Consider the following 26,519-nt stretch of genomic DNA (forward strand, 5'->3'; position numbering starts at 1 on the left):
AAAAGACAGTAAAGATGAAAAAAGATTATTACGAAATATTAGGTATTGATAAAGGTGCAGATGCTGCAGCTATAAAGAAAGCATACCGTAAGAAAGCAATTGAGTTTCACCCTGATAAGAATCCTGGAGATAAAGAAGCAGAAGAGAAGTTCAAAGAAGCAGCTGAGGCTTATGAAGTATTAAGTGATGCGGATAAGAAAGCGAGATATGACCAATATGGACATGCTGCATTCGAAGGCGGAGGTGGCTTCGGCGGAGGTGGTCACATGAATATGGATGATATTTTCAGTCAGTTTGGAGACATCTTTGGTAGTGCATTCGGAGGCGGAGGCTTTGGTGGCTTCGGCGGAGGTGGCGGCGGTCAGCGCAGAGTGAAAGGAACTAGCTTACGTATAAAAGTGAAGTTGACTTTAGAAGATATCGCTAATGGAGTAGAGAAAAAAATAAAAGTAAAACGCAAAGTTCAAGCAGACGGGGTTACTTATAAAACGTGTCCTACCTGTAATGGTACAGGACAGGTAATGCGAGTAGCTAATACTGTGTTTGGACGTATGCAAACAGCTTCTCCTTGTAATAGCTGTCAAGGAAGTGGTCAAGTAATGGATCACAAACCTGCTGGAGCTGATAATGATGGTATGATCGTAAGTGATGAGACTGTATCAATCAAAATACCTGCAGGTGTAGCAGATGGTATGCAACTGAAGGTATCTGGAAAAGGAAATGAAGCACCAGGAAAGAATAGTATACCAGGAGACTTATTAGTAGTAATAGAAGAATTAGAACACGATACATTACAACGTGAAGGAGATAATCTTCATTATGATTTATACATAAGTTTTGCAGAAGCAGCTCTTGGAGGAAGTAAAGAAATTGATTCGGTAACAGGACGTGTACGTATCAAATTAGAAGAAGGAATTCAGTCTGGTAAGATTTTACGCCTAAAAGGTAAGGGGTTACCAAGCTTAAATAGTTACGGAAATGGTGATTTGTTAGTACATATTAACGTATGGACACCTAAAAAGTTGAACAAAGAGCAAAAAGAATTCTTTGAACAAATGCTTGAGGATCAAAACTTTAAGCCAAGTCCGACTAAAAATGACAAATCTTTTTTTGAAAAAGTGAAAGAAATGTTTTCTTGATTGAAAATAAGTTATACATTTGTAGGACACTTATTAAACAGTGGATTTTCTTTTTCATAGCAATTTTTCCCAACCTTATTTATCCAAATAAGGTTGGGTTTTTTTATGCCCTACCGAAAATAACTGTCCTCATTCTCCCGTTTTCAAATATTTACTTATTTTTACAGAAATTAATTGAATTCACCGATGCAATCTATATTAGAAGTAAAGGATGTGGTAAAGACATATTCTGATAAAACAGCATTAAATAAAGTATCTCTCACTGTACCTAAGGGTACAATCTATGGTCTTTTAGGACCTAATGGTGCAGGTAAAACTTCTTTAATCCGTATAATAAATCAAATCACTTATCCCGACTCAGGACAAATCTTACTAGATGGAGAACCTCTAAGTCCAAGACATATTCAAGATATAGGCTATATGCCTGAAGAAAGAGGTCTGTATAAAACGATGAAAGTAGGAGAGCAGGCTATGTACTTAGCTCAACTAAAAGGATTGTCTAAAGCTGAAGCTAAACGTCAATTAGATTATTGGTTTGATAAACTTGATATCAAGGGATGGTGGAATAAAAAGATTCAAGAGCTGTCAAAAGGGATGGCTCAGAAGATACAATTTGTAGTAACTGTGTTACACGAGCCTAAACTTTTAATTTTAGATGAGCCATTTTCGGGATTTGACCCAGTTAATGCAAATATCATAAAAGATGAAATCCTAGAGTTAAAAGAAAAAGGTACTACTATCATATTCTCTACTCACCGTATGGAAAGTGTGGAAGAGATGTGTGACTATATTGCATTGATTAATAAATCCAATAAACTAATAGAAGGTAAGTTAGTAGATGTGAAAAGAGAACACAGAACTAACTTATATCAAGTAGGGGTATTAAGTGATAATATCGAGCGTTTGTTTTTAGAATTGAGTGATAAGTTTAAGTTTGAGAGTACTCGTTTTAAATCACTGAATAACGAAGTACAGTTAGAAGTGGACTTAGGTACAAAAATGCCTAATGAGTTATTAAATATATTGTCAGTGAATGGACAGGTAACTCACTTCGTAGAAAAATTACCAACTGTAAACGATATTTTTATTCAATCTGTAAGTAAGTAATATGAATATACTACCATTAATAATAAAAAGAGAGTTCATTGCTAAAGTGCGCAATAAGTCCTTTATCGTAATGACTTTCGTAAGTCCTATATTTTTTGTTTTACTAACTGTGTTTATTGCTTATCTGAGCAGTATGAAAGGGGAGGTAAAGAAAATAGCTATTCACGATGAGAGTGGATTATTTGTAACTCAGTTTGAAAGCAATGAAGCTTTTGAATATCAAGATCTATCGGCAGTTGATTTAGATATTCTTAAAGAGGGAGTGAAAGAGGAAAAGTACGAAGGGATAGTGTATGTTCCAAAGTCTGATAATATTGGAGATTATCAAGAGAGTGTAACTTATATTTCTAATGAAAGCCCTAGTCTAAGTTTTGTTAGCAAAGTAGAGTTATTGTTAGGAGATAAGATAACTCATGTCAATTTAGAACAAAGTGGAATCGATATTTCTGTGATAGATAAAGCTAAGGCTGATGTAAACTTAAAGTTAGTGAAAGCAGATGGAGAAGCTACTGTAAAAGGTCTTAATGAAATTAAGATTATTATTGGTGGGTTATTTGGATACTTTATCATGATGTTTATTATTATCTATGGAAATATGGTGATGCGTTCTGTGATAGAAGAAAAGACAAACCGTATTATAGAAATTATCATCTCATCTGTAAAACCTTTTCAGTTGATGATGGGGAAAATAGTAGGAACATCTATGGCTGGGTTGCTACAATTCCTTATCTGGGGAGTAGTAGGAGCCATTTTATTAGGTGTAGCAAGTAGTATATTAGGCATCAATGCTATGCCTGGAGCAGGAAGTGCTGAAGCTATGCAAGCTGCTAATGGGATGATTTCGAATGAAATAATGTTCGATGTACAGAACTATGTGAGTGAGATATTAAGTTTGCCTTTGATTTCTCTGTTTATCTATTTCATCATTTTCTTTATCGGAGGTTATTTTTTATATAGTTCATTATATGCAGCTATAGGAGCTGCTGTAGATAACGAAACAGATACTCAACAGTTTTTATTACCTATTTTATTGCCTTTAATGTTAGGTGTGTATATTGGTTTCTTTACTGTAATGAAGGATCCTCATGGGACAGTAGCTACTGTGTTTTCTATGATTCCATTTACATCTCCGATTGTTATGCTGATGAGAATACCTTTCGGTGTACCTTTATGGGAAGTTATAGTGTCAATTATTATTCTATTTCTTACCTTTATACTAGTAGTATGGATAGCGGCTAAGATATATCGTATTGGAGTGTTAATGTACGGAAAGAGACCTTCATGGAAAGAGCTTTATAAGTGGCTTAAATACTAGTGTTATAAATTGTTTTGAATTATAATATATGGGGAAAACATCTAAAATATTAATAGTAGAAGATGAAGCTGCTATTCGTAGAGTGTTAGTAAAGATTCTAGAAGAAGAGTCTTCTGACTATGTAGTAGACGCTGCTGAGAATGGAGAGGAGGCATTACAAAAGATAACAGGTGAAGATTATGATTTAGTAATCTCGGATATCAAGATGCCTAAAATGGACGGTGAGGAACTGTTAGTGGCAGCTAAAAAGATAAAGCCAGATACAGTATTTGTAATGATATCTGGGCATGGAGATTTAGAGACTGCTGTAAACACAATGCGTCTAGGTGCTTTTGACTATATCTCAAAACCACCTGATCTAAATAGGTTATTAACTACAGTTAGAAATGCTTTAGATACTAGTAAGCTAGTAGTAGAGAATACAATCTTAAAGAAAAAGGTAGGGAAGAAATACGAGATGATAGGAAATAGTGAACCTATCAGTCAGATAAAAGATATTATCGAAAAAGTAGCTCCTACAGAAGCAAGAGTATTGATAACTGGACCTAATGGTACTGGAAAAGAATTAGTGGCTCATCAGATACATTTACAAAGTAATCGTGCTCAAAATATGTTGGTAGAGGTGAATTGTGCAGCTATACCTTCAGAATTGATAGAGAGTGAATTATTCGGTCATGTAAAAGGAGCTTTTACTTCTGCTGTAAAAGATAGACCAGGTAAGTTTGAACAAGCTAATCACGGAACTATATTTCTAGATGAAATAGGGGATATGAGTCTGTCTGCTCAAGCAAAGGTACTTCGAGCATTACAAGAGAATGTGATCACACGTGTGGGAGCTGAAAAAGATTTGAAAGTAGATGTACGTGTTATTGCGGCTACGAATAAAGATCTTAGAAAAGAAATAGCTGAAGGTCGCTTCAGAGAAGACTTATACCATCGCTTAGCAGTTATTTTAATTAAAGTGCCTGCATTAAACGACCGTAGAGATGATATTCCTTTACTGACAGAGCATTTTGTCAATCAAATAGCAAAAGAGCAAGGAACAGCTCCAAAAGCATTTAGTAGTGAAGCTATCGAGTTATTACAACAATATGATTGGACTGGTAATATCCGTGAGTTGAGAAACGTAATAGAAAGATTAATAATATTAGGAGGCAAGGAAGTTTCGAAGCAAGATGTCGAGATGTTTGCAAATAAATAGAATATGAAATTAAAAAAGATAAATAGTACTTTACAAGAGAACTTAAGTAAGAATGGTCTTTTAGAACCAACAACTCTTCAAAAGAAAACTTTTGGAACAATTAAAAGTGGAAGAGATGTAGTTATTTTTGGACCTAAAGAGCAGGGGAAAACAACAGCTATGATCATCGCAGCTCTACAGCGTACTGAAAGACCTGTAGAAGGAGAGATCGCTACAAGAGTATTGATTGTTGTTAAAGATAAGTTTGAGGTAGAGAGATTAATGGAAGTCTTTGAAGAGTATAGTAGATATACAGACCTTAGAATCTATGGAGTACATGATTATACAGATTTAGATGAAGATAAGAATCTACTTTCATTAGGAAATGATATCTTGATAGGTACTGCTAATCGATTGAACGAGATGTTTGCAAGCGCAGGGTTTGACGTAAATCAGTTGAAGATGTATATTATAGATGATATAGATATTCAGCTTAGAAATCGCTTAGAACCGCGTTTACACCGTTTGTCAGAAAGTATCGGGAAAACACAACGCCTTTATTTAGCTACTGAGTTTGTTGAACAATTAGATATGTTCGCTGATAAGTCTCTTAGTGAAGATGCAGAGTGGTTTGACTTTTACGATGATGACGAGGAAGAAGAGGATAATGAATAAAACTATAGGCTGTCTTGATGGACAGCCTTTTCTTTTATAATATGTTTTTGTTTTTGACTTCAGCTAAGATATTTAAAGCTTTTTTCTTTATAGTAGAGGGAAGTTGTTTGAAGTTACTGTCTTCTTCTATCTGATATTTATCTTCTTCTTGATAAGGAATATAAGCTGTAACCTTAGATTTATAAAGTTCATAACTATTCGCTTTAGCAGTGTATACAATTACTTTTAACGGCTTTGCATCTAGACCATCAGAATTCATAAAATAGGTTAGGTAAAATTCTGGTTTACCATCTTTATCTATATCTGTAACAATACAGTAATCACATAAAAATTCTGGCTGTGATAAACCTTCTGCGTAGTCTTTGAATTTAATTTTTTCTAATATTCCTCCATGGTCTTCTATATAGATACCAGACAATATATCTGTAGGCTTATTAGAAAAATAACTTGATTTGATTGCTTTTCGCTCATTGAAGAACCACAAATAACTCCCTGTTTTATCGCCCATATAATTTATAATCATTTTAGGTGTTCCTTCTAGTGGATTACCTAGTTCCTCAATTATATTTTTAAATTTTTGGTCTTTAGGTTTTAATCTTTGGTTTATTTGAGCAATCGAATGTAAGTTAATACAAAGAAATGCCAATATTAATAGAGTTTTGTTCATATTGTAATATGGATTCTGTTGAATTATGGTTAATATACAGTTTTAAGCATTGATTGATAAAAAGACAATAGCTAATATCACTAGAGATATAATAAGTGCGATAATCATTGTTTTTTTGTACCCTTTTTTATCAAATTCAAAGGTGTTAGGATTGATAAAAAAATCATTATATACACTATCAGCTATTTTTAAGTCTGGTCTGTATAATGTAACTCCTTGTAAGAAGTGCTGTCTAAGTTCTCTAGAATTAGTAGAAAGGTATGTGTAAAAAATATCGGTGTTCTGAAAAGATATAGTACGTTCCTGCTGATTGTAAAATACTTTTAACAAAGTTTTACTGCTTATATTGACTCCTGTTGTTTTTGTGAAAATATCTTTAGTATAAAGTTGTTTAGACTTGTTGAGGTCTTTATATGATAAGTGTTCTATTTCTCCATTGAGTTTGTGATATTGTATTCCTAGTTTATTGACTATAATTTTCTGTATGGCGGTAGTATTTTTCTTTTTATACTCTTTAATGAACTTATATATGCCGTAGGTGAATAGTAAAGTATATATGCCTATAAGTATATAAAACTCTGTACTGTCTGTATAGTCGTTTATTAAAGCAAAAGGAAGAAGATATAATAATACTAATAAAAATGTGGTAAAAAGTAGAAATACAATGCGAACCAACAAAGTTAATTTAGGATTCGTAAGAGTAACTAATTCAGGGAAAGTATCTGAAGTATATTTCATCTTTATCTTTTATCAAAGTGTAAAAATATAAAATTATTGAGAAGTTGATTTAGATAAGAGGAAGTAAAAAAATAGGCATAAAAAAAAGGAGACTTATTTAAGTCTCCTTGGTAGTAGCGGGAACAGGACTCGAACCTGTGACCTTCGGGTTATGAGCCCGACGAGCTGCCTACTGCTCTATCCCGCGATATTGTGGTGCAAATATACTACTAAATAGTAACGATGCAAGGGATAGAAGCTTTTATTTTTAAAAATATTTTAGTTTATGGGTTAATGCGTTGTTTTTAAGGTTGTTATTTTGATAAGTTTTTTGTGTGTATATCGACATTATGAGGTTTAGAGTCTATTATTGCGTAGTGTTGGACTTCCTCTAGCCAGTTTTGACGATCTTCTAATGATGAATTATTCATTAACCCGATGAAAGTTGTATCTGTTACTTCCACACCACAGTATTCTAAAATACCTGTTTTGAGTTGAAGTAGACCACTATCATTAAAAACTGTTGTGTAGATTTCTTGACTAAGGTCACCACCTGTTGTTATTATTCTAGCTGTTCTGCCTTTTAAAAGGCCTATTGTTTTTGTAGTAGAGATATGGTTAAACATGATGCCAGGCAAGAAGGCTCTATCAAAAAAGCCTTTCATCAGAGCAGGTAGCCCCACCCACCATAGAGGATGTATCCATACCATATGGTTACTCCATTTAATATCATCTAAGGCTTTTATTAAATCAGGCTCTAGTTCTGTACGTTTTCTATATCCATGTTCAAGATTAGGGTTGAAATCTAATGAATGTAGTGCTAAATATTTTACTTCTGTGTGAGGAGTTTCTTTAAGTGCTTCTATATAAGCTGTAGCAAGTGCTTGATTATAACTTTCTGGATCAGGATGCCCATTGATTACTAATATTTTTTTTGTCATATTGTATTAATGATTTTTTGAGATGACAAACTTAGTTCGTGACTTTCTATAGAAGTAGGTATATTTCTATGATAGTTCGGTAGTATTTATAATACAGGAGAGAATATAAATAAAAAAAGGACATCTTAAATAAGATGTCCTTTTACCTTGTAGCGAAGACGGGAGTTGAACCCGTGACCTCAGGGTTATGAATCCTGCGCTCTAACCGACTGAGCTACCTCGCCATTGTTGGGCTGCGTTACTTCCGTAATGCGGGTGCAAATATAGAACAAAAACTTTATAATGCAAATAGAGAATGAGAAAAAAAATATTTTTTTATTTACAAAATATGATTATATTCGAAAAAATTATAAAATTTGATAAAAGGCTATGAAAGAAAAATACGAACTAGAATTCTCAATTAATTCATCTCCGCAATTATTGTATCAGTATATTTCGGATCCCTCAGGGCTAAGCGAGTGGTTCGCTGATAATGTAAATTCACGTGGAGAGATTTATTCTTTTATTTGGGGAGATTCAGAAGAGAAAGCTCGTGTTGTTACTCGTAAAGCTGATGAGAGAGTTCGATATAGATGGCTAGATGAAAACGATAAAGAAACTGACTATTTCTTTGAGTTAAAAATCAATAAAGATGAATTGACAAAAGATGTAACTATTATCGTTACAGATTTCGCTGAGCCAGATGAAATCAATGAATCAAAACAATTATGGGAAAATCAAATCATGGACTTAAAACAAGTATTAGGTTCTGCATAATTCCATAAAATATAACTTATATTTGCCGTTAATAGTAATCAGAAGAAAAGAAATATATGATTAATGTTAACGGCAAAATTGTTTCTAATAGTGACGTATCTGTAGAGCATAATAGAGGCTTTTTATATGGAGATGCTGTTTTTGAAACAGTTAGAGTTTTAGATAAAAAGGTTTTATTCTTAGAAGACCACTACTTTAGATTAATGTCTTCTATGCGCATTCTGCGTATGGAGATACCTATGGAGTTTACAATGGAGTATTTTCAGGAAGAAATACTTAAAACAATCAATAGTCTTGAATCAGTTGTAAATGCATTTAGAGTGCGTTTTACAGTATATAGAGATGCTGAAGGTAAGTATTTACCAACTAGTCGAAAAATAGGTTATATCGTTTCGGCTGAGGTTTTAAATAATGGAGTTTATAGTTTAAATACTATGAACTACGAGATAGAACTATATAAAGATTTTTATATAACTTCTCATTTGTTGTCAACTTTAAAAACAAATAATAGGTTAATCAATGTAACAGGAAGTATTTTTGCTGAAGAGAATGATTATCAGAACTGTTTATTGTTGAATGATACTAAAAACATTGTAGAGGCTTTAAATGGTAATATTTTTATCGTTAAAGATAATGTGGTAAAAACCCCTCCATTATCTGATGGATGTGTGAAAGGGATTATGCGAAAACAAGTAATCGAGTTACTACAAAAACATCCTGAATATAAATTTGAAGAAGCAGTTGTCTCGCCATTTGAATTACAAAAGGCTGATGAATTATTTATTACGAATGTCATAATAGGAATCCAACCTGTGACTAAGTATCGCAAGAAAGAATATAGCAATAGTTTAGCTGCTGATTTGATAAATAAATTAAATGCTAAAATTAGATTGATGTAAGTATGTTATCTGAACACCCTACCTAATTAAAGTTAGGGTTTTCAGGTGCATTTAACCATAGAGAGTATTTGCTTCCCATTTTAGATAACGAATTTTTCCATAGTTCTGTCGGAGATTGGGAAAAAATATTCTTGGTATCTAATTTATTAGAAGCTATCCAAAAGTTGTCTTGAATCTCATTTTTTAATTGGTCGCAGTCCCAACCTGAATATCCTAGAAAAAAGCGAATATCATTCTTGTTAAGTATTCCTAGGGATAGAATGTTATTCAATTCTTCAAAATCTACTCCCCAATATAAATCATCTACAATATGAATACTATCAGGAATTAACTCTGGTCTAGTATGGATATAGAATATTCTGTTTTTTTGAACAGGACCTCCGTCATAAATAGTAAATGAGGCTTCCGTATTCGGTAAAAGATCTGATAAGGTCAGATCTAATGGTTTATTCAGAATAAAGCCAACAGAGCCATCCTGACTGTGTTCTGTTAATAGAATGACTGATCTTGAGAAAATAAGATCTGCGTTAAGGGCACTAGGCAATGAGATTAACTGATCTCCTCTTTGTATGGAAAGTGAATGAATCATATATATAAACTATCAGATAGATTTCATCTTCTAATATAATAAAAAAACCCCACTAAAATAAGTGAGGCTTTATATTTTCGAAAAAGTGTTAATATTACTATTAATATTATTTTTTCTTCTTGTTTACAGCGTTTTCTAATTCAGAACCAGCTTTAAATTTTACTACATTTTTAGCAGCAATTTTGATTGTTTTCCCAGTTTGAGGGTTTCTTCCTTCTCTAGCAGCTCTTTCAGATACTGACCAAGATCCAAAACCAACTAAAGAAATTTTTCCACCTTTACCTAAAGTAGTTTCAACATTTGATAAGAATGATTCTAATGCTTTTTTAGCAGCCACTTTGCTGATCTCTGCATCTTTAGCAATTGCATCAATTAATTCAGTTTTGTTCATAATAATTTTTTTTAAAGGTTAACTTTATTAACGTCCTTATACAAATTTAGGGTAATTCTGTAATAAAGCAAGTCTTTTGCATAAAAAAAAATAAAAATTTGATAAATCAAAGTGATTTAAAAGCTAAAATAAACTATAAATTCATTAAATGTTGATTTTTAGAGCTTTATAGAGCTATTAAGTCTTCGGTAAAAGTAACTCCATTGAGTAATTCATTGGCTTTCATAGGTTTTTTACCTGGGAATTGAAGTCTTAAAATATTGATAAAACCTTTTTCGACAGCAATTTTAAGCTCTTTTTTGCTAGAAACTACTTTACCAATAGGGTAGTTGTGACTATCTTCCTCATAATTAGCTTCGTATATTTTAACTGTCCATTCATTACTTTTATCTTGAAAGAAACACCATGCTGTAGGGTATGGACTAAGCCCTCTAATAAGATTGTGTATTTGCTGACCTGTTTGTGTGAAGTCAATTTTAGTATTGTCCTTATTTAATTTATAAGCTGTTTTGGTTTCTTCTTTTGGTTGAGTAGTTGTAGTAACATTACTTTCTTTGATCAATTCAAGCGTTTCTAATACAGTAGAAGCTCCTAAGACCATCAGTCTGTCATGTAGTTCACCAGCATTCTCATTAGCTCCAATATTTAATTCCTTTTTAAGAATGATAGCTCCCGTATCTATTTTTTCGTCTATAAAGAATGTAGATACTCCGGTTGTTGTTTCTCCATTGATAATAGCCCAATTGATAGGAGCCGCTCCTCTATAATCTGGTAAAAGGGAAGCATGTAAATTAAAGGTTCCTAGTTCTGGCATTTTCCATACTACTTCAGGAAGCATTCTGAAAGCAACCACTACATTAAGGTTAGCATTATAACTTTTTAATTCTTCTAAGAACTGTTCGTCTTTTAAGTTTGTTGGTTGTAGTATTGGTAAATTTTTTTCTAAAGCATATTCTTTAACAGCTGAGTACTTAATCTTCTGTCCTCTACCAGCTGGTCTGTCAGGAGCAGTAATTACAGCTACTACGTTATAGTTATTTGTATATATAGCATCTAGAATCCCGACAGCAAAGTCTGGAGTTCCCATGAATACGATACGCAAGTCTTTCATATTACTAAATATTGATTTTCTAGGTTTATTTTTATTTTATTTTGTTCTTGTAGTACTTGTAGTGAATATATTATATCCTCTTTATCTATACCATGCTCTACTTCTAATTGTTGAATAGTGCTAGGTGTATGTAATAGAATTTTAAATATATTGTCAATAATAACACTACTAGTTTTATGTTTCTTTTTATTAGATATACATGTAGAACAAGTACCACAATCAGTTGTTTTGTTTTCATCAAAATACTTTAGCAGTATTTTGTTCTTACAAATATCTTCATTTTCAATATAAAATAAGAGAGATTTATATTGATTTATCTTTTGTTCGTTCTGTTGTTTAAGATATGGAAATGTACGGTATAGTACTCTGTCTTCTTCCCAAGCCTCATTGAATATCACTGTAAGATCGTTTTCTTCAGGAATGTAGTTGCATAAGTTTTGGTCATGACAATCCTTTAAACAAGCGATAATGCTCTCTTGACTTTCGCCAGTATGTTGTTCTATTAGGTGTAAATCTAAATCTTGTTCGTACTCGTGTATTCCTGTGTAAGTACGTAGTATGAAGTGAATGATGTTCTCGTAACTTTCATTGTCATACGTTATGTCTAGTATTTCACTACTAGGAGCAGTAAAGAGCAGTTTAGTTTTATTTTTACTGTTTTCTAATAGTCGAATGATACCTTGTCTATCTAAGAATTGTAGTGCGTTATAAGCTCTCCTATGTGGAAAGTTATTATGACTACAGAATTTATTGAAATTTAAACTGTAAGTACAGTTGTATCCCTCTCCATAAGCAATACTTAGAAAGTTATTGAGTTTTCGATAGATGCGTTTAAGAAACTCTTTGTCAAAGAGATTCGTTTCAAACATTTCACTGTTTTGCTTGATTTCTTGTGGAGTGACTAGCATAGTAGCAAATGCTTTATTACCATCTCGTCCTGCTCTTCCGGCTTCTTGGTAATAGTTCTCTATGTTTTCGGGTATCTGTATATGGATTACATTCTTTACATTTTTTTTGTCAATCCCCATTCCGAAAGCATTAGTCGCTACCATAATAGGTGTTTTTTCTTCTATCCAATCTTGCATTCTTTTCTTTTTTTCAATGATAGATAAGCCCCCATGAAAAAAAGTAGCTTTATAATTCATTTGATTTAATTGGTTAGAGAAGAAATAAGCTTCTTTTCTATTGCGAACATAGATGATTGTTGGTGCAGGATTTTTTTGTAATATGCGTAGAACCATGTTTAATTGGTTCTCTACCTTATATACACCGTATATTAGATTCTCTCTCAAAAAGCTTTTTGTGAATAGCTTTGGAGAATTAAGTTTAAGATTTGTGCAGATGTCTTCTATTACTTTTTTATTAGCAGATGCTGTCAGTGCAATAATAGGTACTTCAGGGAAAACATCACGTAATTTTCCTAATTCTAGATAAGCAGGTCTAAAGTCATGTCCCCATTGAGAGATACAATGGGCTTCATCAATGGCTATAATACTGATTTTAAGCTTTTCTATTCGTTCAAGAATCCAAGTCTGTTTTAATCGCTCAGGTGATATATATAGAAATTTATAGTTTCCATATAGGCAATTGTCAAATATGGCATCTATCTCATGCATTGGCGTACCTCCTATAATAGAAGTAGCCTTTATATTAAGTTTGTTAAGATTGTTGACTTGGTCTTCTATTAGAGCGATCAAGGGGGAAACTACTAAACATGTGCCTGGTAATAGAAGTGTAGGAATCTGAAAGCAGATACTTTTTCCTCCACCTGTAGGAAGTAAAGCAAAAGTATCATTCTTTGCTAGGACAGAATCTATAATGTCTTTCTGTGGCTCTCGAAAACTGTCGTAGTTCCAGTACTTTTGAAGAATTTCAATTGGTGTGGTCATGTGCTAACAGAAATATATGAAAATATGATAACGAATTTACAAAATTTGTTGTAAATAAAAGGGTTATAGTTTGAATACTATAACCCTTTTAACTCAAATATGATGATTTCTTAAATTCTGCTTAATATAAAATCAATTCTATTCTCAACTGTGTCTCTTGGAACTTCGATTAGATCGTAACCATAGTTTTTATATGTTGAGATAAGATGTTCGTGTATTTGACTTGCCTGTTCAAAATTCTCATAACGTTGTTCATCACTTTGATAAATTGATTCCCAAGGTGGTAATAAGAATATTTGGTGATAAAGATGTTGTTTACATGCTATATCAAAACTCTCAGGGTATTTGTCTCCTGTGTAATGCATATAAGCTAGTACATCAGGAATTCCTCTATCTATAAAAACAATATTCGCTGATTCTTTAACAGCATCTTTATGTTGCTCGATTCTTCCTTCTAAAAGTAATTGGCTGAATAATAGAGGTTCTGTTAAGAACAATTGATCAATACCTTTTTCTTGGGCTTTTTTCGTTACCGCACGAGATATTTCTGGATAGCAAACATATCCTTTGTTAGTAAGTTCGTTAATCAACGTAGTTTTACCAGAACCGGGTCCTCCTATGATTAAGATTATTTTTGTGTCCATTTTGCTGTAAATATCAAAGGTGCAAAAGTACAATAAAATGTGGTCTGCAAAAGAGTTTTAACTACATCTTTTGAAAATTATAGTGGTTAATTTGATTATATTTGCCTAATAAAAACGATATGGACGATAAGACAATAGAATTTTATAAAAGATTAAAAGAGCAATTAGAAGACGATAAAACGTGGCCAAGACCTTACCTTTATAAATTTATAGTGCCAGGTGAACCTGAGAAAATTGCCAGAGTAGAAGAAGCTTTTGATGGTTGTAATGCAGATATTCAAATTAAGAACTCTAGTACAGGTAAGTTTGCAAGTGTTTCTGTAAAACTTACAGTGAAGAATGCACAAGAAATCATTGATAAATACATTGCAGTTTCAACTATTGAAGGAATAGTTTCTTTATAATCCTTTTTTTACCTATTTTTAAATAAATTACTTGATTAGGAGTTATATATAAATAACTTAATAAGTAATTATTCCAATATAACAGTATAGATAATATGAAATTTGATTCCAAAGAAGCAGTAACTCACTTAGATTATAATTCCTTAAGAAAACCATTGATAATACCAGAATATGGGCGTCATCTACATAGTTTGATAGACCATATTTGTAAAATCGAAGATAGAGAAGAGCGAAATAATGGCGCTAAGTACGCTATTAGTGTGATGGGGAGTATGAATCCGCACTTGCGTGATGTACCTGATTTTCAACATAAGTTATGGGATCAACTATTCATGATGTCTGAGTTTAAATTAGATGTTGATAGCCCATTTCCTATTGCAACACAAGAAACTATCTTTACAAAACCTGGTAAATTAGCCTATCCTCAGAATCACCCTAAATATAGATTTTATGGTAATAATATTACCTATATGATAAATAAGGCTATCGCTTGGGAAGATGGTGAGATGAAGGATGCCTTGATATTAGTGATCGCTAATCATATGAAGAAGAGTTATCTGAGTTGGAATAAAGAAACAGTGAAAGACGAAGTGATCTTTGAGCATCTATGTGAGCTGTCTAATGGAAAGATTAATTTATTTAAAAAAGAAGAAGAATTATCTACTACTGCTAACTTAATGCAGGTAAATAAGAAACAATCTAACAAAACGAATCACTCTAATAATCAGAAGAGTAATTCTAACAACAACAATAACAATAAGAAATATAAAAGTAATAACTATCATTCAAAAGGTAAGAAGTAATGAGTACATTTAAGATTGAAGGAGGTTTTAAACTACAAGGGGAGGTATATGCTCAGGGTGCTAAAAATGAGGCATTGCAGATTTTATGTGCTGTCTTATTAACACCAGAAAAAATTGTACTCTCTAATATACCGGATATCATTGATATAAATAAATTAATAGAGTTATTAGGCAAATTAGGAGTTAAAATTGAAAAGTTAGGTCCTAATAAGATGTCATTTCAAGCGGATGAGTTAGATTTAGATTATCTTATCTCAGATGACTTTAAGACAGATGGTAAAGCCTTAAGAGGATCTATTATGATGGTTGGGCCTTTATTAGCTCGTTTTGGAAAAGGATATATCCCAAAACCAGGAGGAGATAAGATAGGACGTAGAAGATTAGATACGCATTTCGATGGATTTATAAAATTAGGTGCTACATTTAGATATAATAGAGAAGAATATTTCTATGGAGTAGAAGCAGAGAAGTTAGTAGGTGCTGATATGTTGTTAGATGAAGCATCTGTAACAGGAACTGCTAATATACTAATGGCTTCTGTATTAGCAGAAGGAGTTACGACTATCTATAATGCAGCCTGTGAGCCATATATCCAACAACTGTGTAAGATGTTGAACTCTATGGGAGCTAAGATTCAAGGTGTTGGGTCTAACTTACTGACTATAGAAGGAGTGACAGCACTAAAAGGTTGTGAGCATACGATGTTACCAGATATGATAGAGATCGGTTCATGGATTGGGTTAGCAGCGATGACACAGAGTGAAATTACGATTAAGAACGTAGGTTGGGAGCATTTAGGTGTGATACCGAATACTTTTAGAAGACTTGGAATTACATTAGAGAAGCGTGGAGATGATATTTATATTCCAGCTCATACAGATGGATATGAAATCCAAAACTTTATAGATGGTTCTATACTTACTATAGCAGATGCGCCATGGCCAGGACTAACACCTGATTTGTTAAGTGTTATCTTAGTAGTAGCGACACAAGCTAGAGGAGAGGTATTAATCCACCAAAAGATGTTTGAGAGTAGATTATTCTTTGTGGATAAGCTAATTGATATGGGAGCTAAGATTATTTTATGTGATCCGCATAGAGCTGTTATTATAGGACATGACTTTAAGTCTCAGTTAAAGGCTACTAAGATGTCTTCTCCTGATATTCGTGCAGGTATATCTTTATTGATAGCTGCTCTATCAGCTAAGGGAGTAAGCGAGATTCAGAATATAGAGCAAATAGATAGAGGATACGAAGCTATAGATGATAGACTACGTGCTCTAGGAGCTCATATAGAAAGAATAGAAGAATAGTATAAGAATATATTAAAAGGACTAAGTCAAGCTTAGTTCTTTTTTTTGTGCTTTTTTGTAGTATATCTCTCCATAGATAGTTCTTAGTTGTAATCCTAATATTGATTTAAAAGACTTTATAACAGTATCATTTAAAAGTAATACCATTAGGTATGAATACGTTAAAGTGAAAGAGCAATTATTATCTTAAACTAGTATACGAGTTGTGATTTTAGTATTTAGGAATAGATATAAGGCGTAAGGCTTGCACTTTCTAGAGGTTTGCTAGGAGATTTCTAGGGGTTTTCCTGCCTAGAAGGTGTTTTTGTCGAAGAAATGTGCAAGAAACCTGCAAGCAATCTGCTAGTATACCAGAGCAAAATTCATTAACTACTCAATACACACTAAAAAGAATATACTTATATATGAATGTCGTTTTTTGATATTTTAATATTCGGCTTTTTGAAGCTGTGGTTATTCTATCTTTTGTGTAATTGTAGACAACTAAGAATTCACTAAACTAAGCTCGTAAAGTAAGGATCTACATTAATAACGAGAGTCGTTCTTGCTAAATATCAAATACTAATACAGCGTTATTATTTTTGGATTAAGTCAAGTACTTTAATACCGAATACAAAACCAAAATTCTTATAAGGTCCATTCGAAACAGTTTTAAAGAAGTCTATTCTAAAAGGTCTAAACTTTCCAAAACCAAAGTTATTTAAGCCTATACTATATTCTCCATACACATCTTTATCAGGAACATTCAGCATATGGTATCCTACTACGATAGAATATCGGGTCTTATTTAATAAAGGAATTTTATTCATGATATACCCTCTAAAGTCGTGTTCTAGGTGAAACTCAACATAAGATTTATTTGTACTATATTCATAGTAGGGTAGTAAGTTGAATTGTTTGTTATATACAGCGGTAGATCCTATAAAAGTTCTATTTCCATTGAAGTGTTTATAGTCAGTGAAGGCGATATCATTTTGTTCAAGGTATTTTCCTGCAGCTAGCCCTATGTATAAGTTTCCTATTTTACCGATATTATCATTGTACTGTGTTGCAAATGATACAAAAGTATAGTTATAATTACTAGTTGTAGCATTCAATGTCTTATCTAATGTAAGTGATATAATAGGATATTTAGAAGTAGGTAAATATTGTTTGTAATCTGGATAAGTGATTATTTTTTGGTCAAAGATGATGTTTAGCCCTAAGTTAAATTTAAAGATAGAATTATCTTTAAATGGTGCATTATCAAAATCCGTTGGGTCTAATGGGTTATTAGAAGTAAAGTCTTTTTGTGGTGCAAATGGTGGGCTGTTAAGACTATTATTTAATGCTCTTCTATGAGCATACTCTAATAAACCACTAAACTTAAATCTATTAAAAGCATATTGTTCATACTTGATTTGAAGGTAACTTTTCTGAAAATACTTTGCATAGTTTTTACCAAAATAAGCACTTGCAAATGAGTTAATAGGCGTTTTAATAGGATCATCTTGGTTAAACTGTAATATCGTACTACCACCAGATATAGTGATTGTATTATAGTCTATTTGATTAAAGATATGAGATGCATATCCAGATACTCTATATTTATTTTCGGAGATACCATAGTTGACGATTGTACCTAGTTTAGTTTGAGAGTAGTCGTCTTTTACTTTTACATAGTCTAAGCCTGTAGTAACATTGAATCCTTGTACCGCATTAAATGCGAATGTGGATAAAAGTCCACGATAGGTAATAGCCGAGTTTTTATAAGAGTTTAAATGTTGATATCCCTTGACTAACTTAAAAAGAGTGAAGTTATTAGTTCTATTATCTATAGAATCTAATGTTACCCTTGTTGCTTCTTGTATTTTTATTTCTTGTTCATTGAAAGTAGCCATCTCTTTTTTAGATAAAGGATATGGTCTATTCTTTTCCCAGTAACTTTCTGGCTGATGTAAGAAGTTATTAGAATATTGGATTAGTTCATTGCTGAATTGTGATTTATTAATAGAGTTGTCTGTTTGGTAATTTGTATAATGCGCTTTAAATGAACCAACATAGTCAAATACTAAGAATTTCCCTTTCAAATATAGGTTTTGACTTTCTTTAAGATATAGATTTAGTAATGGATTATGCTTATACTGTTGAGTTATTACGACTTGTTTTACATTCTTTAATCCAACATTTTCTCCATTCATAGCTGCATACAGTTCTGTAATTTGCCATTTATCACTAGTGATTTTTATTTTACCTTCCATGATAGGTTCTCTATCCCTTTTTGGGGTAAAACCTATTGTATATATATCATTTCCTAAAGAATCAGTGTCTTTTTTCAGTAATTTAAAATAGTAATATGTCTTAGCATAGGACATCAGAGGAGAGATTACATTAATCTGATTAGAAACGATTTTATCGTATAAATTAATATCACTATCTGTTGCTGTTAAGAAGAAAAGATCTTTTGCCTTTCCTATTTCATTGAAGGCGATAACTTTTTCTTTTCCATAATCTTCATTTAAAACTGTTTGTTGAGAAGATAACTCTCCTAGATAGATAAAGTTATTTACATCTGTTATATCAAGTGAGGGATCTAGGTCTTTTCTTTTTTGCCCTAAGAATGTTTCTCTTCCTGATGCAAGTTGAAGATTACCTTTAGAATAATAGTCAAGAGTATATTTCTCTAAGTTATTCGTTTTTTTATGCGTACTAGCTAGATCCATAATGAAGATGGCATATTCATCTTGTGGATTATCGTAAAAGATGTCTGTTTCTTCTAAAGGAGTAAGGACTAGCTCTAGTTTTTGTGCATTAGTTTTATTTGGAGTGTACTCTATCCTTCTAATTGTAAAATCCTCTTTTTGAGCATAGATATATTGACCTGGAATTATTTCTATCTGAAACTCTCCATTCTGGTTAGTGATAGTCTGTTTATCCGTTTTTTTTACAAATACTGTAGCATTCTCTATAGGATTACCATATAAGTCTATGACTTTACCATTTACAGTGTTGTCTTGTGCATAACTACCGTATATAGATAGTATCACAACGCATATAGAAGTAATATACTTAGAAAAAGAATGTTTCATTATAACTGTAAAGAAGCAATAGCTAAGTCGTAACTTTTTAGACCAAAGCCTAATATTACTCCATGTGATACTGGTGATATATAAGAATGTTTTCTAAAATCTTCTCTCTTATGTGTATTAGAGATATGTACTTCGATGACAGGTGCTGTTATACCTGAGATGGCATCAGCTATAGCGATAGAGGTATGCGTGTACGCTCCTGCATTTAAGATAATAGCATCATAGCTAAAACCTACTTCATGTATTTTATTAATTAGTTCTCCTTCTATATTAGACTGATAGTACTCGAGTTCTACTTCAGGATAATTAGCCTTTAATACTTCAAAGTAATCTTCAAAAGAGGTGTGACCATATACATCAGGTTCTCTTTTTCCTAGAAGATTCAGATTAGGACCATTTATAATTAATATTTTCATGTAGTTTAATTTACTTCTGACAAATATATTATTTAATACTTAATCAGTTGCTTAAAAAAAAAGTTAATGCTTCTTATGTGTGTTATATAGTGTTTTTATAAATAGTATTTCACACTTATAAGAATAGTGTTTAGTGTTGTTTTATGTGGTTTGTGCTGTTTATTATGTTAAAAATGGTTTTATATAGCTGGTGTTTTAGTATAAAATCGAATAATAATTGTTTTGTTATGGTTAAAAACAGTTGTTTTAACTTATATTTATGAATTGTTTTTTATTTTATATTATATTGTTTATTAGTGTTTTAGTGTGATTTTTGTAGATTTTATGTTATCTAATTGTTATTTTATCATTAAAAATTACATCGCTATTGGTGATAGTCGCTACATTTGGATTGTTAATTAAAAATAGCTTAAAAACATGAAAAAACTAGTACTTTCATTAGTTGCAGTTGCAGCTTTCGGGTTCACTGCTAACGCACAAGAAACAGAAAAACCAACTTTCGGATTCCAAGAATCTAATGTATTCGTTGAAGGGGCTTTCCAAATTAATGATGTAACAGTTAAACCTAAGAATGGTGGATCTGATATCAAAACAACAGAATTTAACTTTACTCCAAAAGTAGGATATATGTTATCAGATAAATTCGCTGTTGGTGTTGAATTAGGATTTGGAAAACTTGGTTTAAATAGTTTTGAAGGATTTGATGGAATTGAGGATTTAAAAGGAGACCATGTTAATACAACATATGCAGGAGCATTTGGACGTTACTACTTTTTAGAAGTTGGAAGACGTTTTAAAACTTTTGCTGAAGTAGGTATTGGATATAATGAGGCAAAAATTAGAGGTGGAGTTGCTGATGTAAAAGCAACAGGTATTAAAACTGGAGTTACTGTTGGATTTAATTACTTTGTAACTGAGAAAATTGCTCTTGGATTTAATATGGGAGATATCTTCTTTTACGAGAATTACAATGTTAAGGCAGCTGGAACAAAAGTTGCAACAGTTTCAAATACTAAATCTAACTTAAACATTTTCAATAACTTCTTTGATAATGCTAAGTTTAGTTTAACTTACAAATTCTAATTAGAATAAAAGCTTATTTTGAATATAGAGAGCCTCTTTTTAGAGGCTCTTTTTTTGTTTGTATATTTGGGATATAAAAGAATGTACTATGGCTTCTGGGTATTGGGAAGGATTTATTAAGATGTTTACTACTTATTTAAAGTTAGAGCGGGGACTCTCGCTTAATTCGATAGAAAGTTACGAATTAGATATTCGTAAGTTTATCGGGTATATAGAAGGGTATGATGAGCAAGTCTTATTAGAGGCTATAGATGCAAGTGTGGTACAGGAGTTCTTGTATAGTATTGCTGATATAGTTGCACCTACCACCCAATCGCGTATAATATCAGGATTAAAGAATTTTTTTAATTACTTTATCTTAGAAGGTTATCTAAAGGTTTCCCCAGTAGAGTTGATAGAAACACCTAAGACAGGACGTAAATTACCTGATGTATTAAGTGTAGAAGAAATAGATATACTTATAGAGGCAATTGATCAATCTACTCCAGAAGGCTTTAGAAATAAAGTAATGTTAGAAGTATTGTACAGCTGTGGTTTACGTGTAAGTGAATTAGTAGGACTTAGGTTATCTGATCTCTTTTTTGAAGAAGGTTTTATACGTGTGATAGGTAAGGGGAGTAAGCATCGTTTTGTACCTATTGATCATAATAGTATGGAACTAATCGTATTGTATAATGATTCTATACGTTCTCATCAGGTAGTTAAGAAAGATAGTTCTGATATTTTATTTTTGAATAGAAGAGGAGGGCAATTGACCCGAGCTATGATATTTACTATTATTAAGCGATTAGCTGTAGAAGTAGGTTTAGAGAAGAATATTAGTCCACACACATTTAGACATTCTTTTGCTACGCATTTATTAGAGAATGGAGCTGATATTAGAGCTATTCAATTGATGCTAGGACATGAGTCTATCACTACAACAGAAATATACACACATATTAGTACAGAGCGTTTGAGGTCGGTATTAGAAGAATTTCATCCACGTGCTGGTAAGATATAAAAAAAGAGCTATTCATTTGAATAGCTCTTTTTTGTGACTTGTTGTCTTTATTATTTAGCAATATTTATTGCTCTAGTTTCTCTAATTACAGTAATCTTCACTTGACCTGGATAAGTCATCTCAGTTTGGATTTTTTGAGAGATATCGAAAGAAAGAGTAGCAGCCATTTCATCAGTTACTTTTTCACTTTCTACGATAACACGTAATTCACGTCCTGCTTGAATAGCATAAGCATTTTTAACTCCTCCGAATTCATTAGCTATACTTTCTAGATCTTTAAGACGTTGAATATATGAATCCAATACTTGACGTCTAGCACCAGGTCTAGCACCTGAGATAGCATCACATACTTGGATAATCGGAGCGATTAATGTAGTCATTTCTATCTCATCATGGTGAGCCCCTATTGCATTACATACTTCAGGTTTCTCTCCGTATTTTTCTGCCCACTGCATACCTAGGATAGCGTGTGGTAATTCACTTTCTGTTTCTGGTACTTTACCGATATCGTGAAGTAATCCAGCACGTTTAGCTAACTTAACATTTAAGCCTAACTCTGCAGCCATTAATCCACATAATTTAGCTACTTCACGTGAGTGTTGTAATAAGTTTTGTCCATAAGAAGAACGGTATTTCATTCTACCTACTATTTTGATTAGTTCAGGGTGTAGACCGTGAATACCTAAATCAATAACAGTTCTCTTACCTATTTCGATAATTTCTTCCTCGATTTGTTTAGTCGTCTTAGCTACTACTTCTTCGATACGAGCAGGGTGAATACGACCATCTGTTACTAATCTGTGTAGAGATAGACGAGCAATCTCTCTTCTAACAGGGTCAAAGCAAGATAAGATAATAGCCTCAGGAGTATCATCTACAATAATTTCTACTCCAGTAGCAGCCTCTATAGCTCTAATGTTTCTACCTTCTCTACCGATGATTCTACCTTTTACATCATCAGACTCGATGTTGAATACAGATACACAGTTTTCTACAGCTTCTTCTGTACCGATGCGTTGAATAGTATTGATAATAATCTTTTTAGCCTCTTGTTGAGCTGTAAGTTTCGCTTCTTCGATAGTTTCTTGTATAGAAGCCATAGCATTTGCTTTTGCTTCATTTTTAAGACTCTCTACGATTTGAGCTTTTGCTTCCTCAGCTGTAAGACCAGAGATGATTTCTAATTGTTCTACTTGAGAACGGTGAAGTCTATCTACCTCTTCTTGTTTCTTTTCAATGATTTCAAGTTTATTGTTGTACTCAGCAACTTTTTTCTCACTTTCATCATTTGCTTTCTTTGCTTTAGCTAATTCACTTGAAATTTGAGATTCTTTATCTCTAGTTCTTTTCTCAGCCTCTGCCATCTTCTTATCACGAGCTAAGATTACTTGTTCATGTTCAGATTTTAACTCTATAAACTTTTCTTTAGCTTGTAATATTTTCTCTTTTTTAATTGCCTCTCCATCAGTCTTTGCATCACGCAATATCGTTTTGGCCTCGTTTTGAGCATTAGACAATATTGAGGAAGCATGGTTTTTTTCAAGGTACTTCGCTACCATGAAGCCTACTACAGCGCCTATTATTACTGCTACCCCAATGTACATTAGTATTTCCATAAATGTTTCTATAAATTATATATAAAAAAAGCCCACATTAGTTTGAGTCGCGTAAACTCTCTTATTAACAAGTTTTGAGTTAGCTTGCTTTTCAAGGATCTGCGCAAGGCAGCATGCTTTAGTTGCAAAGATTCACCCATTTTAATTTGTTTGTGTTGAGTTTATCAAACAGTACTAATGTGAGCAGTATTTTTAGTATCTTATGTTAAGAACGAATTGTTATATTTTTTTAGAAAGTACACGATCTAAAGCTTCATCCAGCCTGATTAAACGTTCTACAGCTTTGTTATAACTATCTGTAGTATCAATTGTCTTTTGTTCGTTTTGTGATGCGAACTGTAATGCACACATCGCTAGAACATCTTGCTTATCTCTTACAGCATAGTTTTCCTCAAATTGATGTATCATTAAATCTATCTTCTTCGATGCCGATCGCAGTCCTTCCTCTTGCGAATAAGCTACCGTCAGCGGATATACCCTATCAGCTATAGATAGTTTTATTTTTAACTGTTCATCTTTTTGACTCATATTTCTCCTATTTTGTGAGATGAGCTATACACTGATCTATCTCTTTAATCAATGAATTTATCTTGAGTTTCGTATCTCTTCTATTTTCTTCACTGCCCAATAGTGAATTAGCTAATTGTATTGACTCATATTTTTTATAAATAGAGTCTAATTGCTCCTCATTTTTAAGAATCTCTTTTTGAGCTTGCTCCAAACTAGTTTTTAACTGTTTGTTCTCTGCTTCCAAGACACTTAGCCTTTGCATAAGTTTAGCAAACTTTACCTCTAAAGAATTAATAATATCAGTTAGCTCGCTCATTATACTTGTTATTCACTATCCTTTCAACAAAGTTACAATTAGTATTTAAATTTAAAAAAGTTTTCTGTAAAAAAAAAGGTTATTTATCTTTTTCTTTAAACAGCTTTTAGCTATGTGTTTCATTTTTAGAGATAATACTATTTTTTCTAGGGTTATTATGTATTTTAGCAGAAATGTTTTAAAAATTATGAAAGTAAGAATACTACCTAGTCTTTTTTTAAGTGTATTAGGAACTTTTGCGTATGCACAGAATACCGAAACCTTTGATAGTCCTTTAAATATAAGTATACATGCCTCAGGTAATTTTGGAGAGTTAAGAGGTACTCATTTCCATACAGGTCTTGATATAAAGACACAACAGAGAATTGGTTTACCAGTTTATGCTCCTGCAGACGGATATGTATCTCGTATCAAAGTGTCAACTTGGGGATACGGTAAGGCTCTGTATATTGATCATCCTAATGGACAGACTACTGTTTATGGGCATTTAGACTCTTATGCTGGCGATATTGCTACTCTTGTGTTGAATAGACATTATTCAGAGAAGAACTTTGAGATAGAGATTTTTCCTCGTAAGAATGAAGTATTAGTAAAGAAAGGTCAAATCATTGCATATACCGGGAATACAGGTGGATCTGGTGGACCTCACCTTCACTATGAGATTCGTGACACAAAGACACAGAATATCATTAATCCTTTAAAAGAAGGAATGGATAAATTGTTAACAGATACTCAAGCACCTACCGTTAATGGGCTTTATGTATACCCTGTTGGTGTTGGAGCTATGGCTAATGATAATGAGACTCCGCAGCAGTTATCTTATGTGACACAGTCTGATGGTAGCTTTTTGACCTCTCCTGTCAAGGCAAGAGGAGATATTAGTTTTGGAATAGATATTCATGATACAGCTAATTTTAATGCAAATAAGAATGGGGTGTATATGGTAGAGACTTTTGTGAATGGCAAGGCTTTGTTTTCTTATAAATTTGATACTTTTTCTTTTTCTGAGACAGGTTATGTCAATGCTTTAATTGACTATGAACGCTATGTTTCAACAAAGAAAAAAGTACAAAAACTGTTTTATGAGAAACCTTACAGCTTATCAGTTTTAAAAGTAGATCCTACTAAAGGGATTATCTCTGTAAAGAGTGGACAGAACTATAACTATAGTATTGTGTTGTCAGATTATCATGGAAATAAGAAAACGATTAATATCCCTGTAGAATATACAGATGCTACTGCTAAAGTAAAGAAATCAGAAGCAAAAGGAGAATACAAGATAGTTACGGATAGAGACTATATTTTTGAGAAAAAGAATGTAACAGTGAGTTTTCCTATTAAGACATTCTATAATGACTTCTTGATGGATATGTCTGTAGAAGATGATGTATTAAAGTTGCACAAACCTGTTGTTCCTCTAGCTAAGAATATCCTTGTGTCATTTGATACGTCTTCTATGAATATCTCTAATCGTGATAAAGCATTTATTGCTAGAGTAGATGGAGGTAAAAGAGATTACTTTAAAACGGCTAAGAAAGGTAATCTGTGGTCGATTTATACCAAGAGCTTTGGAGACTATAAAATCTTAGTGGATGAAAAAGAGCCTGTTATAGAGAAACCAAGTTTCACAGAAGGGCAGTGGTTAACTAAAGAATCTCAGATCTCTTTCTTGATTAAAGATGATTTGTCAGGTATTAATACCATTACAGGTTTTATCAATGGCAATTGGATATTATTGGATTATGACTACAAGACACGTAAGATTGTTCACAAGTTTAGTGATGGCAAAGTAGTGACAGGTAGAAATGATGTAGTTATAAAAGTAAAGGACAATGTTGGAAACGAAGGAACCTTTGAATCACACTTCTTTAGAGGATAATGGATTTCGTATTATTGACTATAAAGCTTTGTTGAAAAAATGCCAAAGTAGTGTTGTGTACAGAAACACTAATTATGTATCTTTGAAG

The 26,519-nt window shown here is 32.6% G+C and carries 26 protein-coding genes, 2 tRNA genes and 1 other RNA gene; 13 read left to right on the plus strand and 16 right to left on the minus strand.

Annotated features, from left to right (window positions below):
- Positions 1–14 precede the first annotated feature (14 nt).
- The 5 genes from dnaJ (at position 15) to MYRA21_RS10060 (ending at position 5,416) form a co-directional block, all read left to right on the plus strand.
- Positions 15–1,139 carry a molecular chaperone DnaJ gene (gene dnaJ / locus MYRA21_RS10040; RefSeq protein ID WP_006257057.1) on the plus strand — a complete coding sequence of 375 codons (1,125 nt, stop codon included), beginning with the start codon at positions 15–17 and terminating at the stop codon, positions 1,137–1,139.
- 186 nt (positions 1,140–1,325) lie between these two features.
- Positions 1,326–2,246 carry an ABC transporter ATP-binding protein gene (locus tag MYRA21_RS10045; protein ID WP_006257056.1) on the plus strand — a complete coding sequence of 307 codons (921 nt, stop codon included), beginning with the start codon at positions 1,326–1,328 and terminating at the stop codon, positions 2,244–2,246.
- A gap of 1 nt (position 2,247) precedes the next feature.
- A complete protein-coding gene (locus tag MYRA21_RS10050; RefSeq protein ID WP_006260672.1) occupies positions 2,248–3,561 on the plus strand; it encodes an ABC transporter permease in 1,314 nt (437 codons plus the stop codon).
- A gap of 28 nt (positions 3,562–3,589) precedes the next feature.
- Positions 3,590–4,762 (plus strand): sigma-54 dependent transcriptional regulator, encoded by a 1,173-nt coding sequence (locus tag MYRA21_RS10055; RefSeq protein WP_006260673.1) that lies wholly within the window; start codon positions 3,590–3,592, stop codon positions 4,760–4,762.
- A 3-nt stretch (positions 4,763–4,765) separates the two neighbouring features.
- Positions 4,766–5,416 carry a DEAD/DEAH box helicase gene (locus MYRA21_RS10060; protein ID WP_006260674.1) on the plus strand — a complete coding sequence of 217 codons (651 nt, stop codon included), beginning with the start codon at positions 4,766–4,768 and terminating at the stop codon, positions 5,414–5,416.
- A gap of 34 nt (positions 5,417–5,450) precedes the next feature.
- On the opposite strand, the gene MYRA21_RS10065 is transcribed toward MYRA21_RS10060, so the two are convergent.
- The 5 genes from MYRA21_RS10065 to MYRA21_RS10085 all read right to left on the minus strand — a co-directional run bounded on the left by MYRA21_RS10065 (position 5,451) and on the right by MYRA21_RS10085 (position 7,965).
- On the minus strand, positions 5,451–6,083 hold the full coding sequence (locus MYRA21_RS10065; protein WP_006260675.1) for a hypothetical protein: 633 nt from the start codon (positions 6,081–6,083) through the stop codon (positions 5,451–5,453).
- A gap of 42 nt (positions 6,084–6,125) precedes the next feature.
- A complete protein-coding gene (locus MYRA21_RS10070) occupies positions 6,126–6,821 on the minus strand; it encodes a hypothetical protein (protein WP_006260676.1) in 696 nt (231 codons plus the stop codon).
- 114 nt (positions 6,822–6,935) lie between these two features.
- Positions 6,936–7,008 (minus strand) — tRNA-Met (locus tag MYRA21_RS10075).
- A gap of 106 nt (positions 7,009–7,114) precedes the next feature.
- On the minus strand, positions 7,115–7,741 hold the full coding sequence (locus MYRA21_RS10080) for an NAD(P)H-dependent oxidoreductase (protein WP_039328943.1): 627 nt from the start codon (positions 7,739–7,741) through the stop codon (positions 7,115–7,117).
- Between the two features lie 150 nt (positions 7,742–7,891).
- Positions 7,892–7,965 (minus strand) — tRNA-Met (locus MYRA21_RS10085).
- A 145-nt stretch (positions 7,966–8,110) separates the two neighbouring features.
- On the opposite strand from MYRA21_RS10085, the gene MYRA21_RS10090 reads away from it, so the two are divergent.
- A complete protein-coding gene (locus MYRA21_RS10090; RefSeq protein WP_006257049.1) occupies positions 8,111–8,497 on the plus strand; it encodes an START-like domain-containing protein in 387 nt (128 codons plus the stop codon).
- Positions 8,498–8,553: 56 nt separating this feature from the next.
- Positions 8,554–9,396, plus strand: a complete 843-nt coding sequence (locus MYRA21_RS10095) for an aminotransferase class IV (RefSeq protein ID WP_006260702.1) — start codon at positions 8,554–8,556, stop codon at positions 9,394–9,396.
- 22 nt (positions 9,397–9,418) lie between these two features.
- Here MYRA21_RS10095 and MYRA21_RS10100 read toward each other — a convergent pair whose 3' ends face one another.
- The 5 genes from MYRA21_RS10100 to MYRA21_RS10120 form a co-directional block, all read right to left on the minus strand.
- The gene (locus MYRA21_RS10100) at positions 9,419–9,985 is read right to left on the minus strand and encodes a YqgE/AlgH family protein (protein WP_006260703.1); all 567 of its coding nucleotides are present in this window, start codon (positions 9,983–9,985) and stop codon (positions 9,419–9,421) included.
- A gap of 106 nt (positions 9,986–10,091) precedes the next feature.
- Positions 10,092–10,376 carry an HU family DNA-binding protein gene (locus MYRA21_RS10105; RefSeq protein ID WP_006257046.1) on the minus strand — a complete coding sequence of 95 codons (285 nt, stop codon included), beginning with the start codon at positions 10,374–10,376 and terminating at the stop codon, positions 10,092–10,094.
- Between the two features lie 166 nt (positions 10,377–10,542).
- Positions 10,543–11,487: a methionyl-tRNA formyltransferase gene (fmt, locus tag MYRA21_RS10110; RefSeq protein ID WP_006260704.1), complete on the minus strand. Its 945-nt coding sequence runs from the start codon at positions 11,485–11,487 to the stop codon at positions 10,543–10,545.
- On the minus strand, positions 11,484–13,376 hold the full coding sequence (locus tag MYRA21_RS10115) for an ATP-dependent DNA helicase RecQ (protein ID WP_006257044.1): 1,893 nt from the start codon (positions 13,374–13,376) through the stop codon (positions 11,484–11,486). The genes fmt and MYRA21_RS10115 overlap by 4 nt, the downstream gene beginning before the upstream one ends.
- 110 nt (positions 13,377–13,486) lie before the next feature.
- Positions 13,487–14,020, minus strand: coding sequence for an AAA family ATPase (locus MYRA21_RS10120; protein ID WP_006257043.1), 534 nt, complete (start codon positions 14,018–14,020; stop codon positions 13,487–13,489).
- 119 nt (positions 14,021–14,139) lie between these two features.
- Here MYRA21_RS10120 and MYRA21_RS10125 point away from each other — a divergent pair, with 119 nt between their 5' ends.
- The 3 genes from MYRA21_RS10125 to murA all read left to right on the plus strand — a co-directional run bounded on the left by MYRA21_RS10125 (position 14,140) and on the right by murA (position 16,540).
- Complete coding sequence (locus MYRA21_RS10125) at positions 14,140–14,424, plus strand: DUF493 family protein (protein ID WP_006260705.1); 285 nt, start codon at positions 14,140–14,142, stop codon at positions 14,422–14,424.
- A gap of 95 nt (positions 14,425–14,519) precedes the next feature.
- Positions 14,520–15,227: a DUF4290 domain-containing protein gene (locus MYRA21_RS10130; protein WP_006257041.1), complete on the plus strand. Its 708-nt coding sequence runs from the start codon at positions 14,520–14,522 to the stop codon at positions 15,225–15,227.
- Positions 15,227–16,540, plus strand: a complete 1,314-nt coding sequence (gene murA, locus MYRA21_RS10135; RefSeq protein ID WP_006257040.1) for a UDP-N-acetylglucosamine 1-carboxyvinyltransferase — start codon at positions 15,227–15,229, stop codon at positions 16,538–16,540. Before MYRA21_RS10130 ends, murA begins: the two co-directional genes overlap by 1 nt.
- A 575-nt stretch (positions 16,541–17,115) precedes the next feature.
- Here the strand turns inward: murA and MYRA21_RS10140 are convergent.
- Entirely contained in the window at positions 17,116–19,608 is a 2,493-nt protein-coding gene (locus tag MYRA21_RS10140; protein WP_006257038.1) for a DUF5686 family protein, read from the minus strand.
- On the minus strand, positions 19,608–20,024 hold the full coding sequence (aroQ, locus tag MYRA21_RS10145) for a type II 3-dehydroquinate dehydratase (protein WP_006257037.1): 417 nt from the start codon (positions 20,022–20,024) through the stop codon (positions 19,608–19,610). Before aroQ ends, MYRA21_RS10140 begins: the two co-directional genes overlap by 1 nt.
- 417 nt (positions 20,025–20,441) lie before the next feature.
- Between aroQ and MYRA21_RS10150 the strand changes: the two genes are divergently transcribed.
- A complete protein-coding gene (locus MYRA21_RS10150) occupies positions 20,442–21,107 on the plus strand; it encodes an outer membrane beta-barrel protein (protein WP_006257036.1) in 666 nt (221 codons plus the stop codon).
- Between the two features lie 88 nt (positions 21,108–21,195).
- The gene (gene xerD / locus MYRA21_RS10155; protein ID WP_006260706.1) at positions 21,196–22,110 is read left to right on the plus strand and encodes a site-specific tyrosine recombinase XerD; all 915 of its coding nucleotides are present in this window, start codon (positions 21,196–21,198) and stop codon (positions 22,108–22,110) included.
- Positions 22,111–22,160: 50 nt separating this feature from the next.
- On the opposite strand, the gene rny is transcribed toward xerD, so the two are convergent.
- From rny to MYRA21_RS10170, 4 genes are all read right to left on the minus strand, one after another.
- Complete coding sequence (gene rny, locus MYRA21_RS10160; RefSeq protein ID WP_006263016.1) at positions 22,161–23,726, minus strand: ribonuclease Y; 1,566 nt, start codon at positions 23,724–23,726, stop codon at positions 22,161–22,163.
- 53 nt (positions 23,727–23,779) lie between these two features.
- Positions 23,780–23,887: non-coding RNA, 6S RNA (gene ssrS, locus MYRA21_RS18760), on the minus strand.
- A 58-nt stretch (positions 23,888–23,945) separates the two neighbouring features.
- The gene (locus tag MYRA21_RS10165) at positions 23,946–24,254 is read right to left on the minus strand and encodes a cell division protein ZapA (protein ID WP_006257033.1); all 309 of its coding nucleotides are present in this window, start codon (positions 24,252–24,254) and stop codon (positions 23,946–23,948) included.
- 7 nt (positions 24,255–24,261) lie between these two features.
- The gene (locus tag MYRA21_RS10170; protein WP_006257032.1) at positions 24,262–24,552 is read right to left on the minus strand and encodes a hypothetical protein; all 291 of its coding nucleotides are present in this window, start codon (positions 24,550–24,552) and stop codon (positions 24,262–24,264) included.
- A gap of 112 nt (positions 24,553–24,664) precedes the next feature.
- Here MYRA21_RS10170 and MYRA21_RS10175 point away from each other — a divergent pair, with 112 nt between their 5' ends.
- Positions 24,665–26,431, plus strand: coding sequence for a M23 family metallopeptidase (locus MYRA21_RS10175; protein WP_006263017.1), 1,767 nt, complete (start codon positions 24,665–24,667; stop codon positions 26,429–26,431).
- The last annotated feature ends 88 nt before the right edge of the window (positions 26,432–26,519 follow it).

The sequence above is a fragment of the Myroides sp. A21 genome, assembly GCF_000807225.1.
Classification (GTDB): domain Bacteria; phylum Bacteroidota; class Bacteroidia; order Flavobacteriales; family Flavobacteriaceae; genus Flavobacterium; species Flavobacterium odoratimimum.

What these genes read in the sequence shown, in the direction of transcription:
- MYRA21_RS10090 (WP_006257049.1), top strand. Translation starts at nt 8,111, where the DNA reads ATGAAAGAAAAATACGAACTAGAATTCTCAATTAATTCATCTCCGCAA.
- MYRA21_RS10170 (WP_006257032.1), bottom strand. Translation starts at nt 24,552, where the DNA reads ATGAGCGAGCTAACTGATATTATTAATTCTTTAGAGGTAAAGTTTGCT.
- MYRA21_RS10070 (WP_006260676.1), bottom strand. Translation starts at nt 6,821, where the DNA reads ATGAAATATACTTCAGATACTTTCCCTGAATTAGTTACTCTTACGAAT.
- fmt (WP_006260704.1), bottom strand. Translation starts at nt 11,487, where the DNA reads ATGAAAGACTTGCGTATCGTATTCATGGGAACTCCAGACTTTGCTGTC.
- MYRA21_RS10150 (WP_006257036.1), top strand. Translation starts at nt 20,442, where the DNA reads ATGAAAAAACTAGTACTTTCATTAGTTGCAGTTGCAGCTTTCGGGTTC.
- MYRA21_RS10140 (WP_006257038.1), bottom strand. Translation starts at nt 19,608, where the DNA reads ATGAAACATTCTTTTTCTAAGTATATTACTTCTATATGCGTTGTGATA.
- MYRA21_RS10175 (WP_006263017.1), top strand. Translation starts at nt 24,665, where the DNA reads ATGTGTTTCATTTTTAGAGATAATACTATTTTTTCTAGGGTTATTATG.
- xerD (WP_006260706.1), top strand. Translation starts at nt 21,196, where the DNA reads ATGGCTTCTGGGTATTGGGAAGGATTTATTAAGATGTTTACTACTTAT.
- MYRA21_RS10060 (WP_006260674.1), top strand. Translation starts at nt 4,766, where the DNA reads ATGAAATTAAAAAAGATAAATAGTACTTTACAAGAGAACTTAAGTAAG.
- MYRA21_RS10165 (WP_006257033.1), bottom strand. Translation starts at nt 24,254, where the DNA reads ATGAGTCAAAAAGATGAACAGTTAAAAATAAAACTATCTATAGCTGAT.
- MYRA21_RS10045 (WP_006257056.1), top strand. Translation starts at nt 1,326, where the DNA reads ATGCAATCTATATTAGAAGTAAAGGATGTGGTAAAGACATATTCTGAT.
- MYRA21_RS10115 (WP_006257044.1), bottom strand. Translation starts at nt 13,376, where the DNA reads ATGACCACACCAATTGAAATTCTTCAAAAGTACTGGAACTACGACAGT.
- MYRA21_RS10095 (WP_006260702.1), top strand. Translation starts at nt 8,554, where the DNA reads ATGATTAATGTTAACGGCAAAATTGTTTCTAATAGTGACGTATCTGTA.
- MYRA21_RS10125 (WP_006260705.1), top strand. Translation starts at nt 14,140, where the DNA reads ATGGACGATAAGACAATAGAATTTTATAAAAGATTAAAAGAGCAATTA.
- dnaJ (WP_006257057.1), top strand. Translation starts at nt 15, where the DNA reads ATGAAAAAAGATTATTACGAAATATTAGGTATTGATAAAGGTGCAGAT.
- MYRA21_RS10050 (WP_006260672.1), top strand. Translation starts at nt 2,248, where the DNA reads ATGAATATACTACCATTAATAATAAAAAGAGAGTTCATTGCTAAAGTG.
- rny (WP_006263016.1), bottom strand. Translation starts at nt 23,726, where the DNA reads ATGGAAATACTAATGTACATTGGGGTAGCAGTAATAATAGGCGCTGTA.
- MYRA21_RS10065 (WP_006260675.1), bottom strand. Translation starts at nt 6,083, where the DNA reads ATGAACAAAACTCTATTAATATTGGCATTTCTTTGTATTAACTTACAT.
- MYRA21_RS10055 (WP_006260673.1), top strand. Translation starts at nt 3,590, where the DNA reads ATGGGGAAAACATCTAAAATATTAATAGTAGAAGATGAAGCTGCTATT.
- MYRA21_RS10105 (WP_006257046.1), bottom strand. Translation starts at nt 10,376, where the DNA reads ATGAACAAAACTGAATTAATTGATGCAATTGCTAAAGATGCAGAGATC.
- MYRA21_RS10130 (WP_006257041.1), top strand. Translation starts at nt 14,520, where the DNA reads ATGAAATTTGATTCCAAAGAAGCAGTAACTCACTTAGATTATAATTCC.
- MYRA21_RS10120 (WP_006257043.1), bottom strand. Translation starts at nt 14,020, where the DNA reads ATGGACACAAAAATAATCTTAATCATAGGAGGACCCGGTTCTGGTAAA.
- murA (WP_006257040.1), top strand. Translation starts at nt 15,227, where the DNA reads ATGAGTACATTTAAGATTGAAGGAGGTTTTAAACTACAAGGGGAGGTA.
- MYRA21_RS10080 (WP_039328943.1), bottom strand. Translation starts at nt 7,741, where the DNA reads ATGACAAAAAAAATATTAGTAATCAATGGGCATCCTGATCCAGAAAGT.
- MYRA21_RS10100 (WP_006260703.1), bottom strand. Translation starts at nt 9,985, where the DNA reads ATGATTCATTCACTTTCCATACAAAGAGGAGATCAGTTAATCTCATTG.
- aroQ (WP_006257037.1), bottom strand. Translation starts at nt 20,024, where the DNA reads ATGAAAATATTAATTATAAATGGTCCTAATCTGAATCTTCTAGGAAAA.